Source organism: Streptomyces sp. NRRL S-87 (assembly GCF_000719335.1).
Lineage (GTDB): Bacteria > Actinomycetota > Actinomycetes > Streptomycetales > Streptomycetaceae > Streptomyces.
This window is the reverse complement of sequence record NZ_JOGB01000014.1, coordinates 1-19,176: the sequence shown is the minus strand read 5'-3', so window position 1 is coordinate 19,176 and position 19,176 is coordinate 1. Positions and strand designations below refer to the sequence as shown.

Below are 19,176 nucleotides of genomic sequence, written 5' to 3'. Positions count from 1 at the left end.
CGCTGCCGCGCCGGGGGCCTCGTCCCCGACGAACGCCCCGCAGTTCCCGCAGAACTGCTCCCCCGGCTCGCACCGGTGCCCGCACACCGCGCAGTTGACCACGCCTCGCTCACCCCTCTTCCGGGGTTCATGCTCCGCCCCGCGGCCCTTCCGGGCCATGCCCGTAAGGGCAGCCGAGGTCCGGGGTTCCCTTGCCCTTTCGGGTCACCGTGCAGGCCGGGGCCGGGGGCGGGGGCGGGGGGCCGGGGACGGAGGCTGTCGTGATCCTCAGGAGCGCGGGTAGCGGGCCAGCCAGCCGGTGGAGGTCACGGTCGGGCCGTGCAGGGCCGGGCCCTGGGTCATCTCCATCGCGAAGTCGTCGGCCAGCTCCAGGATCGTCGCCCGACCCTCCAGTTCGGCCAGCCAGGCCGGCGGCAGGGCCGTCTCGCCGTGCAGGGCGCCCAGCAGGGCGCCGCACAGGGCGCCCGTGGCCGTGGAGTCGCCGCCGTGGTTGACCGCCAGCCGCAGGCCGTGGCGCAGGTCCTCGGCGACCAGGGCGCAGTACACCGCCACCGCGAGCGCGTCCTCGGCGTCCCGGCCGTCGCCGGGGGACAGGGACTCGACGAGCTTCGGGGAGGGCAGCCCCTGCCGTACGGCACCCAGGGCGCGCTGCAGGGCGTCGGTGACCGGCTGGTGGCCGGGCCGGCCGCCGAGCATGCCGAGTGCCCGCTGCACGGCGGCGTCGAGGCCGTCGCCCCGGGTCAGCCCGTGCACGATCACGGCGAACGCGCCCGCCGACAGGTAGGCGGTGGGGTGGCCGTGGCTCTGCGCGGCGCACTCCACGGCGAGTTGGAGCACCAGCGCGGGCTCCCATCCGACCAGCAGCCCGAACGGCGCCGAACGGCCGGTCGCTCCCGCGTCCCGCGCGGTGGGGTTCTTCGGCTTCTCGAGGGTGCCGAGGATCTCGTCGCCGAACCCGGTCATGCAGGCCCGGTCGGGGCCGCGGCGGGCGTACAGCCACTCCTCGCGGGCGAGCCAGCCGTTGTCCTTGCGGCGTTCGTCGGGGCCCCAGTCGTGCTGGGTGGCCGCCCAGCGCAGGTACGCGCGGTGGACGTCGGTGGGCGGGTGCCAGGCGCCCGTGTCGCGGCGCACGTGGGCCCGTATCAGGCCGTCCACGGTGAACAGGGTCAGCTGGGTCGGGGACGTGACGCTGCCGCGCCGCCCGTAGGCGGGGGCGAGCTCGGTCAGGCCCTCCAGGCCGTGCTTCTCGCGGATGCCGACGAGGGAGAGGCCGGCCACGGGTGCGCCGAGGGCGTCGCCGATGGCCCCGCCGAGCAGGGCGCCGCGGACCCGGCTGCGGAAGTCCTGCTGCTCGGTCCGGCCCCACACGGGCGTCGTCACTGTCGCTGAGCTCACGGAACCCCCCCTCTGGATCCCCCCTGGATCTGGGTCGGCACTGTAACGGACAGAGTCGATCGAATCCGGACGCGGTGGGCCACGAGGCGCGAAGGTGAGCGGAGAACGGCTGGAATGCGAACTCCAGCCATCCGCGGGCCGCCTCGGCGGGACTTCCGGAGTCGGGTTCGTCCCCCGTACGCGGCGGCGGTCCGGCCGGCGGCGCCGCGGTCGGGCGCGTCCGCACCGGTCGGCGGCCCGGGAGGCGCGTTTCGCCCTAGTGGCATGCTTTGCCGCTGGTCGTCATCCGGCCTGTCTCTTTCGGCCATGTTCCGTTCAAGGTCGTTTCTTCCGCCCTGGCCCCATCCCCAGCCGCGCTCCCAAGGGACGACACACCCCGAGCCCCGCTACTCCAGCACCGGCAGCAGCTCCGGCAGGTGCCCGTCCGAGGCCGCGGCCGCCCGCAGCCGCTCCTCCGGCACCTCCCCGTACAGCGTCGTGCGCGCCCGCACGGGACGGCCCGCCGCCGCCGCGACGGCCTCCAGGTCCCGGACGGACTTGTACGAGCCGTAGCTCGACCCCGCCATCCGCGAGATGGTCTCCTCCATCAGGGTGCCGCCCAGGTCGTTCGCGCCCGAGCGCAGCATCTCGGCGGCCCCCTCCGCGCCCAGCTTCACCCAGCTCGTCTGGATGTTGGGGATGTGCGGGTGCAGCAGCAGCCGCGCCATCGCCGTCACCGCCCGGTTGTCGCGCACCGTCGGCCCCGGCCGGGAGATCCCCGCCAGGTAGACGGGCGCGTTGGTGTGGATGAAGGGCAGGGTCACGAACTCCGTGAAGCCCTCCACCCCCTTCTCCAGCGCCTCCCGCTGCATCCGGGCCAGCGTGCGGAAGTGCCCGAGCCAGTGCCGGGGCTGGTCGACGTGGCCGTACATCATCGTGGACGACGACCGGATGCCCAGCTCGTGGGCGGTCGACACGACCTCCATCCAGTCGGCGGCCGGCAGCTTGCCCTTGGTGAGCACCCACCGCACCTCGTCGTCGAGGATCTCCGCCGCGGTGCCGGGGATCGAGTCCAGCCCCGCCTCCTTGGCCGCCGACAGCCAGTCCCGCACGGACATTCCGGTGCGGGTCGCCCCGTTGACGACCTCCATCGGCGAGAAGGCGTGCACGTGCATGCCCGGCACCCGCTCCTTGACCGCCCGTGCGATGTCGAAGTACGCCGTGCCGGGCAGGTCCGGGTGGATGCCGCCCTGCATGCACACCTCGACCGCCCCCACCTCCCAGGCCTGCGCGGCCCGTTCGGCGACCTGCTCCAGCGACAGGGTGTACGCGTCGGCGTCCGTGCGGCGCTGCGCGAAGGCGCAGAAGCGGCAGCCGGTGTAGCAGACGTTCGTGAAGTTGATGTTCCGGGTCACGATGTACGTGACGTCCTCGCCGACCACCGACCGGCGTAGGTCGTCGGCGATGCGGGTGAGGGCGTCGAGGGCGGGCCCGTCCGCGTGCAGCAGCGCCAGCGCCTCGGCGTCGCTCAGCCCGGTCGGGTCGTCGGCGGCCTGCCGCAGCGCCTGCCGCACGTCGGTTTCGATCCGTTCGGGGGCCATGCCGGGCGCCGCCGCCTCGCGCAGCGCCTCCCAGTCCCCGTACACGGCGTCGAAGTCGGCCCGCCGGTCCCCGGTGCGCCCCTCGCTGTCGATGGTGCGGTGCAGATCGGTGCGCCCGCTCGCGGCGAACACCTCGTCGGGCTCCTGCCACGGACGGCCCTCGACCACGGCGTCCGGCCGCGCCAGCCCGGTCTCCGGGTCGGCGAGCGCCCGTACGTGCGGCAGCAGGCGGGGGTCCAGCCAGGGTTCGCCGCGCTGCACGAACTCCGGGTACACGCAGAGCCGTTCGCGCAGCTCGAAGCCGGCCGCGGCGGACTCCTGCGCCAGCCGCTCGATCTGCGGCCACGGCCGCTCGGGGTTGACGTGGTCGATGGTGAGGGGGGAGACCCCGCCCCAGTCGTCGATCCCGGCCCCGATGAGCCGCGCGTACTCGTCCTCGACGAGGTTGGGCGGCGCCTGGAGGCAGGCGGACGGCCCCATGATGTGCCGGGCCACGGCCACCGTCGCCACCAGGTCGTCCAGCTCGGCGTCCGGCATGCCGCGCATGGCGGTGTCGGGCTTGGCGCGGAAGTTCTGGACGATCAGTTCCTGGATGCCGTGGTACGCGCGGGCGACGCGGCGCAGCGCGAACAGGGAGTCGGCGCGTTCCTCGTACGTCTCCCCGATCCCGATGAGCAGCCCGGACGTGAACGGCACCGACGACCGGCCCGCGTCCTCCAGCACCCGCAGCCGCACGGCGGGCTCCTTGTCGGGGGAGCCGTAGTGGGGCATGCCCGGCTCGGACCACAGGCGGGTGGCGGTGGTCTCCAGCATCATCCCCATGCTGGGCGCGACGGGCTTCAGGCGCTGGAAGTCGGACCAGCTCATGACCCCCGGGTTGAGGTGCGGCAGCAGGCCGGTCTCCTCGAGGATGCGGATCGACATCGCCCGCACGTACGCCAGGGTGTCGTCGTAGCCGTGCGCGTCGAGCCACTCGCGGGCCTCGGGCCACCGGTCCTCGGGCTTGTCCCCGAGGGTGATGAGCGCCTCCTTGCACCCGGCCGCGGCCCCCTTGCGCGCCACGTCCAGCACCTCGTCCGGGGACATGAACATCCCGTGGCCCTCGCGCCGGAGCTTGCCGGGCACGGTGGCGAAGGTGCAGTAGTGGCACTTGTCGCGGCAGAGCCGGGTGAGCGGGATGAAGACGCTCTTCGAGTACGTGATGACCCCGGGGCGCCCGGCGGCCGCCAGCCCCGCGTCGCGCACGCGGGCGGCGGAGGCGGTCAGGTCGTCGAGGTCCGCCCCGCGCGCCTGGAGCAGCACGGCGGCCTCGGCGAGGTCGAGCGCGACGCCGTCGCGGGCCCTCTTGAGGGCCCGGCGCATGGCGTTGGCGGTGGGGGGCTGCGGCACATCGGTGGTCATCTGAGGAGCATACGATCCAGTGATCGCGGCCCGTGCCCCCGTTCCCGGCCCGCCGCCCGGCCGTCCCCCGCCGGTCACCTCATCAGCTCGCCCGCGTTCACGAGCAGCGACTGCCCCGTGATGGCCCGCGCCCGGTCGGAGGCGAGGAAGGCGGCCGCGTCCGCGACGTCCCCGTCCGTGGCGAGCTCCGGCAGGGCCATGCGCGAGGTCAGCCGCTCCAGCACCGCCGCCTCCGGCACGCCCTCGCCGTGCGCGGTGAAGGTGACGTACGCCTGGACCGGCGGGCCCCACATCCAGCCGGGCAGCACCGTGTTCACCCGGATCCGGTGCGGGCCGAGCTCGCGGGCCATCGAGTACATGGCGGAGGTCAACGCGCCCTTCGAGGCGGCGTACGCGGCCTGCTGCACCTGCGAGGGCGCGGCCACGGCGGACTGCGTCCCGATGATCACGACCGATCCGCCCCGCTCCTTCAGGGCGGGCAGGCAGGCCCGGGTCATGCGGAGCGTGCCGAGCAGGTTCACGTCCAGGACCTGCTGCCAGGTGCCGAAGTCCGCGTCCTGCAGCCCGCCGAAGTAAGAGTCCCAGGCGGCCACGTGCACCACCGCGTCGATCCCGCCGAACCGCTCGGTCGCGAGCGCCGCGAGCGCCTCGCACTGCGCCTCGTCCGTGATGTCCGTCGGGCGGTGTGCGGTGTGGCGGCCGTCGGGGTCGATCTCGGCGGCGGACTTGGCGAGGTTGGCCTCCGTACGGGCGCCCAGCACCGCGTTGCCGCCGTCCCGGACGACCGTCGCCGCGACCTGGTGCCCGAGCCCGGCGCCCACGCCGGAGACGATCACGGTCTTCCCTTGCAGCAGCATGCGCAGTCGCCTCCCGGCACCGGACCCGTGTCTGATGGTTCGTCAGATTAGGGTGCGGGCTGCGCGGAGGGAAGGGGCGTGACCGGGGTGGCCTCCGGTGGACGGCTCCGGCCGGATACCGCCGCCCCGGCTGAAATGTCGCTGATCAGCGCCGCAAACGCGGTCCGCCTCAAGATCACCGTATCGAGGTAATCCGACCGGCTTCCAGGCGCTCGCAGGGGGCGCGGGCGCTTAGTGTGCTCCCGGATCTGAACGGAATGCCCGGGTATCTCACCTCTTTTTCTTCTTTCACCGCGACGCGCGAAGGCACCCGTGTGCCCGTGCGCGTGCCCGTGCCCCGCCGCCCCCGACGAAGGAGCCTCACCCGATGACCGTCGACACCACCCCGGAGCCGACGCCCACGCAGGCGGCGCAGCCGCGCCCGCAGACCAGCCTCGGCACCGCAGCCGCCCGCAACCTCGCCACCACCACCAAGTCCGCCCCGCAGATGCAGGAGATCACCTCCCGCTGGCTGCTCAGGATGCTCCCGTGGGTGGAGACCAAGGGCGGTGCGTACCGGGTGAACCGCCGCCTGTCCTACACCGTCGGCGACGGCCGCATCGACTTCGTCCAGGACGGCGCCGCGGTCCGCGTGATCCCCCGCGAACTCGGGGAACTCGCCCTCCTCCGCGGCTACGACGACGAGGACGTCCTGACCGCCCTCGCCGGCCGCTGCGTCCAGCGCGACTTCCGCGCCGGCGAGGTGCTGGCCGAGCGCGGCACCCCCGCCGACCGCATCCACCTCCTCGCCCACGGCCGCATCAGCCAGACCACGACGGGCAAGTACGGCGACGAGGTCGCGGTCTCCGTCCTCGCCGACGGCGACCGCTTCGGCGAGAACGCCCTCCTCGACGGCGACGCGACCTGGGACTACACCGCCACCGCCGAGACCTCCGGCACGCTCCTCACCCTCACCCGCGCCGACTTCGCCGCCGTCATGGCCCAGTCGCCGCACCTCCAGGAGCACATCCGCACGTTCAGCACCCTCCCGCAGCAGCGCCAGAACCGGCACGGCGAGGCCGAGATCGCGATGTCCGCCGGTCACGTCGGCGAGGCCGAACTCCCCGGCGCCTTCGTCGACTACGAGGCCCACCCGCGCGAGTACGAGCTCTCCGTCGCCCAGACCATCCTCAAGGTCCACACCCGGGTCGCCGACCTCTACAACGGCCCGATGAACCAGACCGAGGAACAGCTGCGCCTCACGATCGAGGCCCTGCGCGAGCGCCAGGAGCACGAGCTCGTCAACAACCGCGAGTTCGGCCTGCTCCACAACGCCGACTTCAAGCAGCGCATCCAGCCCCACTCGGGCCCGCCCACCCCGGACGACCTCGACGAGCTGCTCTGCCGCCGCCGCGGGACGAAGCTCTTCCTCGCCCACCCGAGGACCATCGCGGCGATCGGGCGGGAGCTCAACGCCCGCGGCCTGTACCCCGACCACGTGGACGTAGGCGGGCAGGCGGTGCCGGCCTGGCGCGGCGTGCCGATCCTGCCGTGCAACAAGATCCCCATCAGCAAGGAGAACACCAGCTCCATCCTCGCCATGCGTACCGGCGAGGACAACCAGGGCGTCATCGGCCTGCGCCAGACGGGCCTGCCGGAGGAGTACGAACCCGGGCTGTCGGTCCGCTTCATGGGCATCGACGAGCGGTCGATCATCTCGTACCTCGTCACCACCTACTACTCCGCGGCCATCCTTGTGCCGGACGCGCTCGGCGTGTTGGAGAACGTGCAGATCGCCCGTCGGCACGATTAGAGGACCTGCCCCGCCCCACGGTCACGACAGCCCGGTCGACCCCCGGGCCGGCCGGGTGTGCCCGGGCCGGGCCCCGGACGCGAGCCCGGGGCCCGGACGCAAGCCCGGGGCCCGGACGCGAGCCCGGGGCCCGGACGCGAGCCCGGGGCCCGGCGTCGGCCGGGGGCCGGGGCCGGACCCCCGCTTCAGCGAGCCTCAGCAAGGAGCCACGGATGCCCGACCCTGGGCCTTCCCCCCTGCAGTCCAGCCGGCAGCCCAGCCTGCAGTCCGCCCTGCAGTCCGCCCTGCCTTCCGTCCTGCCTTCCACCCTGCCTTCTGTTGTCCCCGAACCGGGATCCTCCGCCCCCGGAACGTCCGGCCTGGACGTCCTCGCCTCCGCCTACCGGCGGGCCGCCGCACTGGCCGGAGCCTCACTCGTCCTGCCGGTACCGCCCCCGGAGGTCGCGGCCCCGGCCCCGGCCGACGTCTCGGCCCCGGCGGAGGCGGTGGCTTCCGCAGCGGCCCCGGCTTCCGTGACGGCCCCGCCGGCGCCGGTCGGCGTTCCGGAGCCTCCGGCCCCCGCCACGGCCCCCGCCACGGCCTCTGCCACGGCCTCTGCCACGGCCTCTGCCACGGGCCCCGCGTCGGCCCTGGGGCGCGTCCCGATCCGCCCCGGCGGTCTCGGTACGAGCGGGCTGTTCCTCACCCTGAGGGAGACCCCTGCGGCCCCGGCGGCCCCGGCGGCCCCGGCAGCCTCCCCGGCCCCCGCGGAGCTCCCGGACCCGGAGGCGGGGCCGGGCGCGCCGTCCCAGGCCGACGGCATCCCCATCCCCGGCCTCTACTTCCACCCCGTCCCGGAGCCCGACCCCGCCCGCGTGGCCGAGGTCAGCCGCCGCATCAAGGACTGGGCGGTCGACGAGGTCGCGCTCTACCCGCCGGAGTGGGAGGACCAGTTCGACGGCTTCTCGGTCGGCCGGTACATGGTCGCCTGCCACCCGGACGCCCCGACCGTCGACCACCTCATGGTCGCCACCCGCCTCATGGTCGCCGAGAACGTCGTCGACGACTGCTACTGCGAGGACCACGGCGGCTCCCCGGTCGGTCTCGGCGGCCGCCTGCTGCTGGCGCACACCGCCCTGGACGCCCTGCACACCACCAAGGAGTACGGCCCGGCCTGGCTGGACTCGCTCCAGTCCGACGCGCCGCGCCGTGCGTACACGTCCGCCATGCAGTACTTCGCCCGGCAGGCCACCCCCTCCCAGACGGACCGCTTCCGGCACGACATGGCCCGCCTGCACATGGGCTACCTCGCCGAGGCCGCCTGGGCCGAGACGGACTACGTCCCGGAGGTGTACGAGTACCTGGCGATGCGGCAGTTCAACAACTTCCGGCCCTGCCCGACGATCACCGACACCGTCGGCGGCTACGAGCTCCCGGCCGACCTGCACGCCCAGCCGGGCCTGCAGAGGGTCATCGCCCTGGCCGGCAACGCCACCACGATCGTCAACGACCTGTACTCGTACACCAAGGAGCTCAAGAGCCCGGGCAAGCACCTCAACCTGCCCGTGGTCATCTCCGAGCGCGAGCGGCTATCCGACCGCGAGGGCTACCTCAAGGCGGTCGAGGTCCACAACGAGCTCATGCACGAGTTCGAGGCCGCCTCGGCCGAGTTCGCGGCCGCCGTGCCGCTGCCGACCGTGCAGCGCTTCCTGCGCGGCGTGGCGGTGTGGCTGGACGGCAACCACTACTGGCACATGACCAACACGTACCGGTACAGCCTGCCTGATTTCTGGTAAACCAGCGCGCATAAGGACGAGTCGCAGGTTCCACGCCGTAATGCGGCATGCCGTGCGAACCGTGCACCCCCTGTGCCCCGGCACCCCCCTGTGCCCCGGCGCCCCTTGAACCTCGCTTCCCCCTTGTAACCCCCATCTGGCAAGAGGAATGGATCTGTCTGTGACCAGCACCGTCGGCACCACCACGTTCATCCCCGCCCCCGTCACCCCCTACCAGGGCGACATCGCCCGCTACTGGGACGGCGAGGCCCGGCCGGTGAACCTCAAGCTGGGTGACGTGGACGGCCTGTACCACCACCACTACGGCGTCGGCGCCATCGACCAGGAGGCCCTCGGCGACCCCGAGGACAGCGAGTACGAGAAGAAGCTGATCGCCGAGCTGCACCGCCTGGAGTCCGCGCAGACGGACGTCCTCCTCGACCACCTGGGCCCCATCGGCCGCGACGACCTGCTCGTCGACGCCGGCTGCGGCCGCGGCGGCTCTTCGGTCATGGCCCACCAGCGCTTCGGGTGCAGGGTCGAGGGCGTCACCCTGTCCGCGAAGCAGGCCGAGTTCGGCAACCGCCGCGCCGGCGAGCTGGGCATCGCAGACCACGTCGCCGCCCGCGTCTGCAACATGCTCGACATGCCCTTCGAGAAGGGCTCCGTCGCCGGCTCGTGGAACAACGAGTCCAGCATGTACGTCGACCTCGACGACCTGATGGCCGAGCACTCCCGCATCCTCCGCGTGGGCGGCCGCTACGTCACCATCACGGGCTGCTGGAACCCCAAGTACGGCCAGCCGTCAAAGTGGGTCTCTCAGATCAACGCCCACTTCGAGTGCAACATCCACTCCCGCCGCGAGTACCTGAAGGCGATGGCCGACAACCGCCTCGTTCCGCAGGCCGTCGTCGACCTGACCCCGGACACCCTCCCGTACTGGAAGCTGCGGGCCACGTCGTCCCTGGTCACGGGCATCGAGGAGGCGTTCATCAAGTCCTACGAGGACGGCTCGTTCCAGTACGTCCTGATCGCCGCCGACCGCGTCTGAGCCAAGCCTGAGTCACCGCCCGAGCGCCGGGTCCGTCGTGCGACGGGGCCCGGCGTCTCGGCTGCCCGCAACTGCCCGCTCGTACGCGCTGTTCGACGGCCATGGCGACGACCGCTCCGCCCGCCAGAGCCAACCGCTGGCGTTCCGCCCTGACCCTCCCGGGTCAGCGCGCCGCGGCGTACGCCACGAAGCCGGCCCAGGCGGTGGTGCCGAAGGTGAGGCGGGGGCGGGTGATGTCCTTGGAGTCGCGGACGTGGATGGTGTGCGGGGTGGCGGCCACTTCGACGCAGGAGTCGCCTTCGCTGCCGTCGCTGTAGCTGCTCTTGAACCACGCCAGCTCAGGGTTGCGGGTCATGTCTCTCCCAGCACGTGCTCGATGAAGGCCTTCGACTCCCTGGGCGTGAGAGCCTGGGCCCGGATCATGCCATAGCGCAATTCCAAGATCCGCAGCTGCCGCGGGTCGGATACGGGCCGCCCGCCGAAGGCTCCCTCGGACCGGCCGACGGCCGAGCCGTCTCCGAATTTGAGCACCTCGATGCCGCCGTCCATGCCGGCGTGGACCTCGACGTCCGTCGGCATCACCTGGAATGCGATGTTGCGCAACTGGACCACCTCCAGCAGATGTTCGAGTTGCCGTCGCCTCACCATTGTGCCCCCGATACGTCGCCGCAGTGTGGCCTCTTCTTGGACGAAGCTGAGGTACGGTGCAGGGTCCCGGTCGAAGATCGCCCTGCGAGCTGTCCGCGCAGCCGTGAATCGATCCACCTCGGACTGCGAGTAAGCAGGTAGTCGCATCTCGAACAGGGCTCGCGCGTATTCCTCCGTCTGCAGCAGGCCGTGTATGCCGTGGATCCGATAGGCGCCGATCTCGACCGCCCTCGCCTCCATCTTGGCGAGGTCGCGTACGCGTTTCGGATATCGAGTCGTCTCCACGTCCCGCTTCATGGCGGCGATGCGACCCCCCGCCTTCAGGACCCTGTCCGCCTTGTCCAGGTACTCGGGGCGGGGGATCCGCGTACCCCCCTCGACCTTGCGGACCAGGTCCTCGCCGTAGCCCATGGCCCGGGCGAGGTCGGCGACGCGCATTCCCGCGGCCTCGCGCCACACCTTCAACTGGCGCCCCACCGCCGCGACGACCGCCGCGCCCTGCTCGTCCTCCGGGTCGACGTCCCAGCCGGAGTCGTCCCTGTCCTCGTTGTCCTCGCTCATCCGCGCACCTCCCACGTGCTGACAACCTCAACGGCGCCGTACCCCTCCCGGAGCTCCGGACAGGCAGGACAGGACCGGACAAGCACCGGACAGTCTCCGTACACGCGGGCGCTGGCGCTGTTCACGGTATGCACGCATCGCCACGCTGAGTGACATGAATCTCGAAAGTCGCGAGCTCCTCCTCTTCAGCGTGCAGCTCTCCTCCACCCCGCGCGGCGCGCGCCTCGCCCGCCTGCTCGCGGTCGAGCAACTCCGCTCCTGGGGGCTGCCCTTGGAGGCCCCGGCGCACATCGTCGCCGAGCTGGCCGCGAACGCCATCACCCACGGCCGGGTCCCCGGTCGCGACTTCCAGCTCGGGCTGGCCGTCTACGCGGACACCCTCCGTATCGAGGTGGCCGACACCCGGGCCGACCGGCTGCCGGCGGAGGGCGGGCCGGGGCTCGGGCTGGTGCTCGTACGGGAGTTGTCCGACCGGTGGGGAGTCACTCTCGGGCCCGCGCCGCGCAAGACGGTGTGGGTCGAACTGGCCGTTCGAACCGGGTCGTGATTCCCTACGACCCGGTCGTCCGCGGAGTGGTGGGACCCGGCGTCAAAAGACCAAAGAACCGGGGGAAAGAAACCGAACCAACCCCTCCAGCCTCCCCGTTCGGCCCGTGATCGCTCGGATGGGTGAACTATCCCAACTCGACTGGATTCGGGATCGGTTGGCGGGCATATGCTCGCGCCACAACCCACAAACAGAGACGGCCCCCGGCGGGACTGGCATCCCGGCCGAGGGCCTGATCCACGAGGAAGCGAAACCCTTCCCGATGGTCTTCCAACAGCCTAACGCGGGCCTGCCCGCAGCACGCCGTATTCCGCCCCGAACCGCTCGATCCGGTGGCCTTTCCGGCGTCACGCACTCCAACATCCCCCTCACGAGCCACTTCACGGTGGTGGCCAACCAACTCGCCCAGCACGCGTCCCTCTCGCTGCTGGCGATCGGCGTGGCGGTGCACGTGCAGTCCCTCCCCGAGGGCACCCCGGTCAGCATCAAGGCCCTGGCCGACCGCTTCCCGGAGACCGAGCACCGCATCGGCCGGGCCCTGCGGGAACTGGAGCAGGCCGGCTACCTGCGCCGCACCCGCCTCCGCCTTTCCACCGGCCAGGTGATCACCCGGACGGTGTCGTACAACGTCCCCCTGGACGCGGGTCCGCCGGAGCCTCCTGACGCGCCGCACCCGCCGGAGCCTCCTGACCCGCCGGAGCCTCCTGACCCGCCGGACCCGCCGGAGCCTCCTGACCCGCCGGAGCCTCCTGACGCGCCGGACCCGCCGGAGCGTCCCGACCCGCCGGAGCTTCCCGACCTGCCGAGGCCTCCGACTCCGCCGACGCCGCCCCGCCCGCCGGTCGGGCCTGCCCCGGCGCCGGCTTCCGCCCGGGCGCCCGCCTTCGGCTCGGTGCCCGCTGCCGGCGGAGAACCGCCCACCGGCGACGCGGCGGCCGACCTCCCGCAGCCGGCGGACCGACCGCACTGGACCCGCTTCCGGACGCTGCTCGAGCGGGAGGCGGCGCACCTCCTCGCCGGCCTCCGCGCCCGCGAGCCCCGCCTCCTGCTGGCGGAGCGCGACGTCGAACGCCTCGTCCCCGGCGTCGTCCGCTGGCTGGAGACCGCCCCGCCCGAGGCCGTACGCCGCACCCTCACCACCGACGTCCCGCCCGACCTCCGCAACCCGGCCGGCCTCCTCGCGTACCGCCTCAAGGCCGCCTTCCCCGTCCCCGTGCCGCACCGCCCGCCGCTGCCGGCCGGTCCGCCGACACCGGACCGCGTGGTCCAGCCCTTCCAGACCTGCGACGGCTGCGAGCGCGCCTTCCGCGCCCCGACACCCGGCCGCTGCCGCAAGTGCACGGACGACGACAGAAAGGCTGCCTAGCATGAAGGTGATGACTCGGCCCCGAAGGCGCCCTTCGGGCGTCGCCTGCGGCGATTCCGCTGCGCTCCACCCTTGACCCCCCGACCCGGCCCGGAAAAGCAAAACCTCGGCGGACAGGCCCAGAAGGACGCCCGGGACGATCGTGAAGACTCCGGCCCGTTGAGTCCGGCCAGCGGGTCAGCGCCTCAGATCGCTACGCCCCACCGGTTCGGGTGGCGGCCTCCGGGTCCGGTGGGGGCCGGACATACGCCGCCCACGATCGCTACGCCCCTCCGGTTGAGTTGGCGGCTTCCGGGTCCGGTGGGGGCCGGACATAGGCCGCCCACGATCGCTACGCCCCTCCGGTTGAGGTGGCGGCTTCCGGGTCCGGTGGGGGCCGGACATAGGCCGCCTACGATCGCTACGCCCCACTGGTGGCTTCTGGGTTCGGTGGGCCGGACGTAGGCCCTTGTCGGCGCACCTCACCGAGTGCTCCGCTCAGTCGGCAGACCCGCTCGTGATCTGGCGGTACGGCGCCGCCTCAGTAGCTGGGGCCCTGCTGGGGAGCGGGGCCGACCTGTGTCGGGGGAGTGCCGCTTCGGAGCTGGCGGACGTGCTGCAGATTCGCGGCCGTCCATGCGGTCTGCGGATGGCTCTCTCCGAGGGCCCTCGTCCGCATCTCCAGGACTGTGGTCAGTTCGCATTCGGCGGAGCCGAGGTCCCCCCGCTCCCAGGCCAGCAGGGCGAGCTCCGTGCGGGTGATCAGGGTGTAAGGATGCTCCGCTCCGAGAATCTCGATCCTGGCTGCGAGCACCTCCTGGAACCCGGCCTCGGCCTCGTCCCACCGCCCGAGCCTGCGGGCCACAACCGCGAGGCTGTGCCGGGTGGCCAGCGTGTCGGGATGGCGTTCCCCAAGCACCTGTTGGCGCGCTCGGTGGACGCTACGGTACTCCGCCTCCGCATGCGGCAGGTCGCCCCGTTCGCGCGCCATCCTGGCCAGGCTGTAGCGGGAGTTGAGGGTGTCAGGATGGTCTTCGCCGTAGATCCGGGCCCGGATCCGCCAGACCTCTCGGTGCTCCAGCTCCGCCTCTTCCAGCCGTCCGAGCTCGCGCAGCACCATGGCCCAGGCATGGCGGACGAGGAGCCCGCCGGCGTCGTCCTCACCCAGGAGTCGACGCAGCTCCTGCGCGACGGTCCTCAGCTCCGCCTCGGCCTCCTCCAGCCGGCCCTGCTTACGCGCCATGCGGGCCAGGTTGTAGCGGGCGTCCAGGGTTGCCGGATTGTGGTCTCCGAACAGGTCGCGCCGCGCCAGGTAGACCTGCTGGATGCGGTTCTCGGCCTCCGAGTAGAGGCCTCGAAGGTCCAAGTACCGTGCGACGGCCAGCGCTGCGGTGCCCGCTCTCACGATCGCCTCGTCATCGTCCACCGCTTCGACGGCCAGCCGATGGGATCGGAACACGTGTGGCGCAAGCGCGTGCCACTGCGGCCATGAGGAGGGGTCCTCGACCTGGTCGCGCAGGGCGTCGACGGCCTGGTTCAGCAGCAGGCCGGCGGTCGTTCGCGCCCAAGGGGGCTCTTCCGTGCGGGCGGCATCGCGCACCAGCGGATGGAGTCGCAGCATGGGCAGGGCGACCGATACACCATCGAGTTCGATCAGGCTCAGATCGGCGAGTGCCTTGAGGAGGCGCCAGAGCTGAGCGCCATCGATGACACCAAGGGGAGCCGCAGCTGCGACCCTGTCCGGGCGGAGCACCGTCACGTAGGGAAGAGGTGCCTCCGCGAAGGAGGACAGCAGCTGGATCAGCGGGCGTGCCTGTGACATGCCGCGGCTGGCCAACTGGTCGAGGTTCAGCATCGTTGCGCCCCTGATGACTCGGTTCGGGTCAAACCGACCGTGACGTCCCTCCTCCAGGGCCTGCTGGTAGGCCGAGAAGGTCAGGGCCGCGGCAGCGTCCGGCCAGGGCTGCTCTGACACGTCTGCGATGTAGCTGCCCGCAAGTCGGAGAGCCAGTGGTAGCCCGCCGAGGCGCTCCGCCAGTGCCTCGGCGGTTCGGAGAGACCCCTTGTCGGAACCCGCGTAGTCGATGAGGACCTGAGCGGCGGGCGACGGGGCCTCTGTCGGCTCCCCGTCCGGATCCGCGGACGCCAGGCCGTCGACGTGGTGCAGCCGGAAGCCCGGCCCCCACGCCTCGGGTGCCCCGTTCCGCGTGGTGACGAGTACCAGTCCGCTCCCCCGGTGCGGGCGGATCCAGCCGGTGCCGTCGCTCAGGCGGCCGGTGTTGTCGAGGAGCCGCGGATCGTCGACGCCGTCCACGACCAGCAGCCACTGCTGGTCGTACCGCTCCAAGGCGTCCCAGAGCACGTCGGCTCTGTCAAGGGTGCGGATTTCCTCGTCCGTGGCACCGGCCTGTCGGGCGACCGTGAGCAGCCCAGAGGCCAACGCGTCCTTGTCTGCGGAGCCGATCCACCAGACCCGAATACCGTGTGTGGTGGCGTGATGCGCCGTCTCCAGAGCCAGGGTGGTCTTACCCGAACCGCCCATGCCGTGAAGTATGTGGGCCGCGCCCCCCGAGGCGTTGGTCAGCAGATCGGCCAGGGTTTCCAGGAGGGCTTCCCTTCCACGTGGCGGGCGGTGGGGGTGCCGTCGGGCCAGGGGTGGGCTCAGGGTCGTCGCGCCCGTTCGGAGGTCGTTCTGCATGTAGACGTTCAGCTGATCCACCCGTCCGGCGGCCACTCCGGTGCGCCCGATGGTGAACGCGGTACCGACCGTCGCGGCCGCGAGACCACCGCGCTCGGCCACGATCCTGGCGTCTCCGCCGAGCGCCAGCGAGTTGTTCCCCAACGCCGTGACGGCCGTGGCCGCGCCCGAGAGCCCGACCAACTCGCGCAACAACCGGACGGCCGACTCGCGATCGGGACCGTCGAGTTGCTGAAGCAGGCCTTCGAAGTGGGATCGCCATGTCGTCGCAGCCGATTCGAGGCTACCTGCCGCACCTTCCTGCCCGGCTGCGAGACGGTCCAGTTCGGCCGACACCGCGTCGACATTCCGGGATCCGGACCGGCTGAAGAGCCGCACGACCCGTTCCCGCACGGCAGCCCACGCTTCGGTTCCTGCGGCCTGCACCACCGCAGTGCCACCCGCAGCCGCCAACGCCTCCAGCGCCTCCGCCAGCATTCCAGCCCCCCGTCAGCCGGCCGTGGATGGGCCGCACCGCCCTGCTCAACCTGCCTACCCGCAATCCGGACGCCGATGCGTGGGCCGGCCCCAGATTCCGCCCGCCGCGCGGAAGCCATCACCTACCGTCCTGTCGGACAGGCTTGCGCGGGGCCGTACGATGCGCGGCATGGATGGCGCACACGACGACGACCGGTGCGGGCTCTGCGGGCAGGTCAGGGATGACCAGCACGACCGGCAGCACGAGGAGTCGCAGGTCGGCGAGGGGCGGCGGGTGGAGTACGTCGTGGTCGCACTCCGTGGAGCCCTGGCCCACTACCAAGCCGCAGACGACCCCTCGCGGACCTTCAAGACCGGCGCGGACGTCTTGGCGCAGGGGCTGGGGATCGACCAGGCCGACCTCCTCGGCCGCCACTACACCTGCTGGGTGACGCCCACCGAGTACGGCGTGATCCAGAACGGCTTCGAGGTCGCCTGACATGCAGCAGCGCGAGACCGACTCGACAGCCGTGGGCGCGGCTGACGGACATGTGGCAACGGTCGATGATCTGATCGCGCGGCCGTTCCCGGAGCGCGAGGTAGGGCCGGGGAAGGCGAAGGACGGCAGGTGGGGAGGGCCGGGATACCACCTGGCCGTGCTGCGCGAGAGCCGGGACTTCTGGGACGACCGGAGCGAGGAGGTCGTCGAGGCGGCCGAGCTGGAGCTCGAGGCAGATCTCGCTGCGCTGGTGAAGACCATGACCAGTAGGTGGGGCCACCCGAAGGTCGTCGACCTGTGGCCGTACCTCGGCTTCGACGACCCGGATCCCGAGTACGCCGCTCCCCAGCCTCTCCTGTTCCTGTGCAACGTCGCCGGGAGGATGCACGTGTGGCGACTGCCGGACTCCGACCGGTGGATCGGCCTCACGATCGGCCAGGCCGATCGTGAGTATCCCCTTCAGCTGATCGCCGCCCTGGGCGTCGCCTCCGCTTGGTGATCCCAGCCGCCGCGGGACGGAGGCGCGGGGACGCTCGTCCCTCTGGGGGAATCCGTGTCGGGGAGGTGGGGGAATCCGAATCGGTGCGGCCGAGGTGTCGAGAAACGGCGGGTGGCTCCGACGTCTCCTGTGCAAGCAGCCCGCACGGGGCTGAGCACGGAGGAGACGGCGATGAAGTATCTGGTGATGGTGCAGGGAGCACAGGCCGACTACGACGCTATGAACGGCAAGGCGTCCGCGCAGAGCCCGGCCTGGAGCGAGCAGGACCTGCGGGCGATGTTCGCCCACATGAACGCGATCAACGACGACCTCGCCGAGAGCGGGGAGCTCGTCGACGCGCAGGGGCTGACCGAGCCCGCCAGGACGCGGTTCGTGACCGCGGGCGGGGACGGCAAGCCGGTCGTCACCGACGGGCCGTACGGGGAGACCAAGGAGGTCCTCGCCGGGTACTGGGTCCTCGACTGCGAGAGCCTCGAACGCGTCACCGAGATCGCCGCGCGCGTCACTCAGTGCCCGCAGCCGGACGGCGCACCGGTCTATCCGGTCGTGATCCGGCAGATCGACGAGGCCGGCGGCGCGGACCTCGGGGGTGGGGCCGCTTGACCGCACCGGAGGGTGCCGAGGACCTGCTGCGCCTGCACGCGCCGCAGGTCCTCGGCGCGCTGGTACGCCGGTACGGCCACTTCGACGACGCCGAGGAAGCGGTGCAGGAAGCCCTGCTCGCCGCCGCGGAGCAGTGGCCCCGGGACGGCGTGCCGGCCAACCCCCGCGGCTGGCTGATCAGGGTCGCCTCCCGCCGGCTGATGGACACCCTCCGCTCGGAAGCCGCCCGCTCCCGTAGGGAGGAGACCGCGGTCCGCCTCGAACCGCGCGAGGTCCGGGCCGCTCCCGCCGACGACGACACGCTGACCCTGCTGTTCCTCTGCTGCGATCCGGCGCTCCCGCCGCCCGCCCAGGTCGCCCTCACCCTGCGCGCCGTGGGCGGCCTGACCACGGCCGAGATCGCCCGCGCCCACCTGGTCCCCGAGGCCACGATCGCCCAGCGCATCAGCCGCGCGAAGGCCAAGCTGCGGGACCACCCCTTCCGCCCGCCGGAGCCGGACGACCGGGACGCGCGCCTCCCCGCCGTCCTCAAGGTCCTCTACCTGATCTTCAACGAGGGCTACACGGCCACCTCGGGCCCCACCCTCCACCGCGCCGATCTGGCCCGCGAGGCGATCCGCCTCACCCGCGCGACCCGCCGACTGCTGCCCCGCGAGGCCACGGTGACCGGCCTCCTGGCATTGATGCTCCTGACCGAGGCACGCAGCGCCGCGCGCACGGGCCCGCAGGGCGAGTTGATCCCGCTGGGCGAGCAGGACCGCACCTTGTGGGACCGGGCGGCGATCGACGAAGGCACCGCCCTGGTAGAGGAAGCCCTGACGGAGGGCCCGCCCGGCCCGTACCAACTCCAGGCCGCCATCGCCGCCCTCCACGACGAGGCCACGGGCCCCGACACCACGGACTGGCCCCAGATCCTCGCCCTCTACGACGTCCTGGTGGCCCTTGCGCCCAAGAGCGATCCCATGGCCGAACTCGGGCGTGTGGTGGCTCTGTCGATGGTCGAGGGCCCCGAAGTCGGCCTGACGGCCCTGAACGCCCTGGAACCCGACTTCCCCCACTCCCACCGCCTGGCCGCCGTACGCGCCCACCTCCTCGAACGGACCGGTGACCGCAAGGCCGCCGCCGACGCCTACCGCACCGCCGCCCGCACCACCCTCACCCTCCCGGAACGCCGCTACCTCCAGATGCGCGCCGCGAGACTGGACCCCTGACCCTGCGGGCGGGCCGCATCGGACCTAGTAGTTGGCCTATGTCCAGCCCCCACCGGGCCCGGCGGCCGCCCGCGAAAGTGGTGGGGCGTAGCGATCGTGGGCGGCTTATGTCCAGCCCCCACCGGACCCGGAAGCCGCCAACTCAACCGGTGGGGCATAGCGATGGTGGGCGGCGTATGTCCAGCCCCCACCAACCCGCACCCGCCACCCGAACCGGAGGGGCGTAGCGATCGTGGGCGGCGTATGCCCAGCCCCCACCGGACCCGGAAGCCGCCACCT

The 19,176-nt window shown here is 72.3% G+C and carries 15 protein-coding genes; 9 read left to right on the top strand and 6 right to left on the bottom strand.

The genetic code is table 11. The features are described from left to right. Positions 1–267: 267 nt before the first annotated feature. The 3 genes from IF43_RS0110980 to IF43_RS0110970 form a co-directional block, all read right to left on the bottom strand. Positions 268–1,395 carry an ADP-ribosylglycohydrolase family protein gene (locus IF43_RS0110980; RefSeq protein WP_030197552.1) on the bottom strand — a complete coding sequence of 376 codons (1,128 nt, stop codon included), beginning with the start codon at positions 1,393–1,395 and terminating at the stop codon, positions 268–270. Positions 1,396–1,781: 386 nt separating this feature from the next. After that, positions 1,782–4,376, bottom strand: coding sequence for a bifunctional FO biosynthesis protein CofGH (locus IF43_RS0110975; protein WP_030197548.1), 2,595 nt, complete (start codon positions 4,374–4,376; stop codon positions 1,782–1,784). Positions 4,377–4,450: 74 nt separating this feature from the next. Then, positions 4,451–5,233, bottom strand: a complete 783-nt coding sequence (locus IF43_RS0110970) for an SDR family oxidoreductase (protein ID WP_030197545.1) — start codon at positions 5,231–5,233, stop codon at positions 4,451–4,453. A 367-nt stretch (positions 5,234–5,600) separates the two neighbouring features. On the opposite strand from IF43_RS0110970, the gene IF43_RS0110965 reads away from it, so the two are divergent. From IF43_RS0110965 to IF43_RS0110955, 3 genes are all read left to right on the top strand, one after another. Continuing rightward, the gene (locus tag IF43_RS0110965) at positions 5,601–7,025 is read left to right on the top strand and encodes a family 2B encapsulin nanocompartment shell protein (RefSeq protein ID WP_030197542.1); all 1,425 of its coding nucleotides are present in this window, start codon (positions 5,601–5,603) and stop codon (positions 7,023–7,025) included. Positions 7,026–7,237: 212 nt separating this feature from the next. Further along, positions 7,238–8,800: a family 2 encapsulin nanocompartment cargo protein terpene cyclase gene (locus IF43_RS0110960; protein ID WP_078910066.1), complete on the top strand. Its 1,563-nt coding sequence runs from the start codon at positions 7,238–7,240 to the stop codon at positions 8,798–8,800. 148 nt (positions 8,801–8,948) lie between these two features. Further along, positions 8,949–9,830 (top strand): geranyl diphosphate 2-C-methyltransferase, encoded by an 882-nt coding sequence (locus IF43_RS0110955; RefSeq protein WP_030197537.1) that lies wholly within the window; start codon positions 8,949–8,951, stop codon positions 9,828–9,830. Positions 9,831–9,993: 163 nt separating this feature from the next. On the opposite strand, the gene IF43_RS0110950 is transcribed toward IF43_RS0110955, so the two are convergent. Further along, entirely contained in the window at positions 9,994–10,185 is a 192-nt protein-coding gene (locus IF43_RS0110950; protein ID WP_030197534.1) for a DUF397 domain-containing protein, read from the bottom strand. Next, the gene (locus tag IF43_RS0110945) at positions 10,182–11,039 is read right to left on the bottom strand and encodes a helix-turn-helix transcriptional regulator (RefSeq protein WP_030197531.1); all 858 of its coding nucleotides are present in this window, start codon (positions 11,037–11,039) and stop codon (positions 10,182–10,184) included. Before IF43_RS0110945 ends, IF43_RS0110950 begins: the two co-directional genes overlap by 4 nt. 154 nt (positions 11,040–11,193) lie before the next feature. Between IF43_RS0110945 and IF43_RS0110940 the strand changes: the two genes are divergently transcribed. Together IF43_RS0110940 and IF43_RS0110935 are read left to right on the top strand one after the other, a co-directional pair. Then, a complete protein-coding gene (locus IF43_RS0110940; RefSeq protein ID WP_030197528.1) occupies positions 11,194–11,586 on the top strand; it encodes an ATP-binding protein in 393 nt (130 codons plus the stop codon). A 388-nt stretch (positions 11,587–11,974) separates the two neighbouring features. Continuing rightward, positions 11,975–12,952 carry a helix-turn-helix domain-containing protein gene (locus IF43_RS0110935; protein WP_234332097.1) on the top strand — a complete coding sequence of 326 codons (978 nt, stop codon included), beginning with the start codon at positions 11,975–11,977 and terminating at the stop codon, positions 12,950–12,952. A 520-nt stretch (positions 12,953–13,472) separates the two neighbouring features. On the opposite strand, the gene IF43_RS0110930 is transcribed toward IF43_RS0110935, so the two are convergent. Next, entirely contained in the window at positions 13,473–16,106 is a 2,634-nt protein-coding gene (locus IF43_RS0110930; protein WP_030197515.1) for a tetratricopeptide repeat protein, read from the bottom strand. A gap of 169 nt (positions 16,107–16,275) precedes the next feature. Between IF43_RS0110930 and IF43_RS0110925 the strand changes: the two genes are divergently transcribed. From IF43_RS0110925 to IF43_RS0110910, 4 genes are all read left to right on the top strand, one after another. Further along, entirely contained in the window at positions 16,276–16,584 is a 309-nt protein-coding gene (locus tag IF43_RS0110925; protein WP_051795094.1) for a hypothetical protein, read from the top strand. A 1-nt stretch (position 16,585) separates the two neighbouring features. Further along, positions 16,586–17,083, top strand: coding sequence for a hypothetical protein (locus IF43_RS0110920; protein WP_051795092.1), 498 nt, complete (start codon positions 16,586–16,588; stop codon positions 17,081–17,083). A gap of 171 nt (positions 17,084–17,254) precedes the next feature. Next, the gene (locus IF43_RS0110915; protein ID WP_030197506.1) at positions 17,255–17,686 is read left to right on the top strand and encodes a YciI family protein; all 432 of its coding nucleotides are present in this window, start codon (positions 17,255–17,257) and stop codon (positions 17,684–17,686) included. Then, entirely contained in the window at positions 17,683–18,897 is a 1,215-nt protein-coding gene (locus IF43_RS0110910; protein ID WP_030197503.1) for an RNA polymerase sigma factor, read from the top strand. Before IF43_RS0110915 ends, IF43_RS0110910 begins: the two co-directional genes overlap by 4 nt. The last annotated feature ends 279 nt before the right edge of the window (positions 18,898–19,176 follow it).